This window comes from Craterilacuibacter sp. (genome assembly GCF_051659485.1).
In the GTDB taxonomy this organism is placed as follows: domain Bacteria; phylum Pseudomonadota; class Gammaproteobacteria; order Burkholderiales; family Chromobacteriaceae; genus Craterilacuibacter.
On the sequence record NZ_JBOFOO010000388.1, the window covers coordinates 1 to 3,864 of the forward strand.

A 3,864-nucleotide genomic window follows, 5' to 3' on the forward strand; every position below is an offset into this window, starting at 1 on the left:
GCCCTCTCTGCCAGCAATTTCCCGCGCAATACCATGCTGCTGTACCTGCTGCTGGCAGCCGGCAGCGGCTACTACCTGCCTAATCTCTGGCTGGCGCGCAAGGTGCGCTTGCGCCAGCGCGAAATCTTCGAGAACTTTCCCGACGCAATCGACCTGATGCTGGTCTGTGTCGAGGCCGGCCTTGGCGTGGATGCCGCGCTGGCCAAGGTCGCCGATGAAATGCAGATCAAGAGCGTGACACTGGCGCAGGAGCTGCATCTGGTGAATCTGGAACTGCGCGCCGGCAGCAGCAAGGACAAGGCCTTACGCAATCTGGCCATGCGTACCGGCGTGCCCGAAGTCGAGTCGCTGGTGGCCATGCTGGTTCAGGCCGAGCGCTTCGGCACCAGCATCGGCGATGCCTTGCGTGTGCACGCCGAGGAGTTGCGGACAAAACGCCGCCAGCGCGCCGAGGAAGCTGCTGCCAAAATCCCGCTGAAGCTGCTGTTCCCGCTGATTTTCTTCATTTTTCCGGCACTGCTGCTGGTACTACTGGGGCCGGCCTTCATCTCCATCCAGCGCGTGCTGCTGCCTACGCTCTCGGGCGGGGGCTGACATGACGCTCTCCACAGCAGCCCGCCTGACGCCGGCACAAAAAAGCGGGAAGGCATCCCTTCCCGCTTTTTTGCATCAAGCCCAGTCACACACCGCTACACCGACAGATACGAAGACTGCTTGAGGCAGCGTGCGAATTCGGCCAGATAACTGCCGCGTTCGCTCACGTCCAGCACCGACATCTTGTGGCGGTAACGCTCCAAGAGCTCGTCCGGCGACAGATGCACATAGCGCAGCATGTCTTCGATGGTGTCGTGCTCCTCTACCCCGGAGCACTCCAACTGGCCGCCGGCGTACTGGTAGACATTGACCGAGTCGGTGTCGCCAAACAGGTTGTGCATATCCCCGAGGATCTCCTGATAGGCACCGACCAGGAACACGCCGATCAGATATTCCTCACCCGCCCTGACCTCGTGCACCGCCATGCTGGTCTCTATGCTCTGCCCGTCCACGTACTGCTTGACCTTGCCGTCCGAGTCGCAAGTCAGGTCCTGCAGCACCGCGCGCCGCGTCGGCTCTTCATCCAGCCGGTGGATAGGCATCAAGGGCAGCACCTGATCGATGGCCCAGGTGTCGGGCAGGCTCTGGAATACCGAAAAGTTGCAGAAATACTTGTCGGCCAGACGCTCGGTCAGGTCGTCATAGGCCTGGCGCTGGCTACGCTGGCCGGCGCTTAGCTGGCGCTGCAGGCGGCGGCACAGGGCGGCGTGTATGGTTTCGGCCAGTGCCTTTTCCTTCAGCGATAGCCGGCCTGCGGTATACAGCTCGGCCACATCCGACACCAGATGGCTGGCGCGGTAATAGGTTTCGGTGACCATCTCCGCGTCGGCCAGCTGCGTCAGCTCCAGCAGTTTGCGGATGGGCTGCGCCAGCGCAGCGACATCGGCCACCGCCGGCACCGCATCCGGCAGGCGCTCGACATCGGTGACATTCATCACCAGCACCGCATGGTGTGCGGTCATCGCACGGCCGGACTCGGAAAAAATGCGCGGCTGCGGCAAATCGTTGTCGGCACAGAATTCGGCCAGCAGGCCGACAATCGCCTGCGCATACTCGTCGATATCGTAGTTGATCGAACTTTCGTTGCGCGAATGGGTGCCGTCGTAATCGACCCCCAGCCCGCCACCGACATCGACATGATCGATAGGCAGACCCAGCGCCCTCAGCTCGCCATAGTAGCGGATCGCCTCGCGAAAGCCGGCGCGATAGTCGCCGATATGCGCGATCTGCGAACCCATATGAAAGTGCATCAGGCGCACGCAGTCGGCCATGCCGGCGGCTGCGAGTTTATCGGCCGCCGAAATCAGCTGCGCCGCCGACAGGCCGAACTTGGCCTTGTCACCACCGGTATCCGCCCATTTGCCCGATGCCAGCGAAGACAGGCGCACGCGCATGCCCAGCCACGGCCGGACTCCCAGCAGCGCGGCCTCCTCGATCACCAGATCGACCTCGATCTCTTTCTCGATCACGATAAACACCTCGTGACCCAGCTTCTGGCCGATCAGCGCCAGCCGGATAAACTCGCGGTCCTTGTAGCCGTTGCATACGATGGTGCCGCCGATGGGCGACAACGCCAGCACCGCCATCAGCTCCGGCTTGGAGCCGGCCTCAAGGCCGATGGAAACATCAGGTGTCGCGATGATGCTTTTGATCACCGCCTCCTGCTGGTTGACCTTGATCGGATAGATGGCGGTATAGCGGTTGCCGTAGCCCGCTTGCGCGATGGCGTCGTCGAAGGCACGACACAAGCGCGTCACCCGGTTTTGCAGGATGTCGGGGAAGCGGATCAGCAGCGGCAGATCCAGATTCTTGCCATACAGACGCTGCAAAAGCGCCATCAGATCGATATCTTCGCCCAGCGCGGCATTCGGCCGCACGCTGACGCAACCGTTGTCGGCAATATCGAAATATCCATCCCCCCAATGCCGGATACCGTACAGGCTCCGGCTATCTGCGACTGTCCACGCCATGATGTTGCCCTTTGCAATGCAAAATTAAATCACTCCTTAGTGCGCGGCTTTCGGGCGGGACTCGCTTGATGTGGGCCAGAGATGTCGGAGCTGCGTATTCATGCCATACGGCTTGAACGGACGCGGATTTTAGCAACATCACAAGTCATGGCAAGTACTTTTTTGCCCTGTGCAATTTAATAAACACGATTGTAAAAACAGTCACTTACCCTTCATCCTGCAAACAATGCAACACCCTTGATTGCAGGCCATTTCTCAGCAAGCCTGCCTTATAAAAAAAACGGGGCGTTCAACATTTTGAACACCCCGTACTCTCTACCCTGTTCTCCTTACCATAAACGGCGCCAGCCTGCTTCCACCCTCCCCATTTGCTGCCCGCGCCCCCAACTGCCACCGACCAGACCATAGTAGCCACCCCAGCGGGTGTCACGATTAAAGCCGGCCTGCACTTGCCAGGTCGTGCTCGGGCCTGCGGCAGGTAGATAAACATCCGGCGCCCGCAAAGCCAGCGCTGGGACATCTCCAAACTGGTGGGTAACACCAGGGCGCAGCCACAGTTTCAGCGTATCGTTTACCGTTTTCTCCACCCTTAATCCGGCGCCACCGTACCAGTGCCGGGTCTTGTCATAACGACCCTTGATACTGTCATCGACCAGATTCCAGTCAAAATTGGCGTAGCTTGCATTGGCTTGCGGCACCAAACGCCAGCCGGGTGCAGGCTCAAATACCTTGCCGGCAGCCAGGTGCAGCGCCCAAACCGTCGCGTGCAAGGTATTGAAGTAACGGTCTTCAGTCGAAACCTTAGCCCGCTCGCGCCCGCCCAGCACAATGCCGCGCGCAAACCAGCCATTCTGATCCAGTTGGCCATAGACCCCAGCCTGCAGGCTATCCAGATGAATGTCCGAAGTCGCCCGCGACGGAATCACCTTGCCTTCGCCACTCACATCCAGCCAGGCCCGATTCCATACGGCAAACACCCCGCCACGCCAGTTTTTACCGTCATTCAGCGTCCCGCTGCGATCCCCCCCCACTGTCAGCGATGTACCATGGCCCTCAAATGAAAAGCCGTTGCGTGCGCTTTGCTGCAAATGAAAACCATCAACCTTGATCCATAGATCGCGATCGACCGAAGGGGTCGCATCCAGTCGCTGCCCCAGCGACATCAGATTGCCACGCATCAAAATATCGGACAATGCAGGCAAGGAGCCGTAAGCAGGGATTTCCGGCAGCAGACGATCAGGCTTAAGCGGCTGGGTGGGATCCGGTGCTGGCATCGGCGGTGCCGGCGTCGGCGATGCCG

3 protein-coding genes are annotated in these 3,864 nt (G+C 60.1%); 1 reads left to right on the forward strand and 2 read right to left on the reverse strand.

Annotated features, from left to right (window positions below):
* Positions 1-594: type II secretion system F family protein (locus ACRC1E_RS13375; protein WP_438515585.1), on the forward strand; the 594-nt coding region annotated here is incomplete at its 5' end.
* A gap of 95 nt (positions 595-689) precedes the next feature.
* Here ACRC1E_RS13375 and speA read toward each other — a convergent pair.
* Complete coding sequence (gene speA, locus ACRC1E_RS13380; protein WP_438515586.1) at positions 690-2,564, reverse strand: arginine decarboxylase; 1,875 nt, start codon at positions 2,562-2,564, stop codon at positions 690-692.
* Positions 2,565-2,893: 329 nt separating this feature from the next.
* Positions 2,894-3,864 (reverse strand): autotransporter domain-containing protein (locus ACRC1E_RS13385; RefSeq protein ID WP_438515587.1); only part of this gene is annotated, 971 nt, incomplete at its 5' end.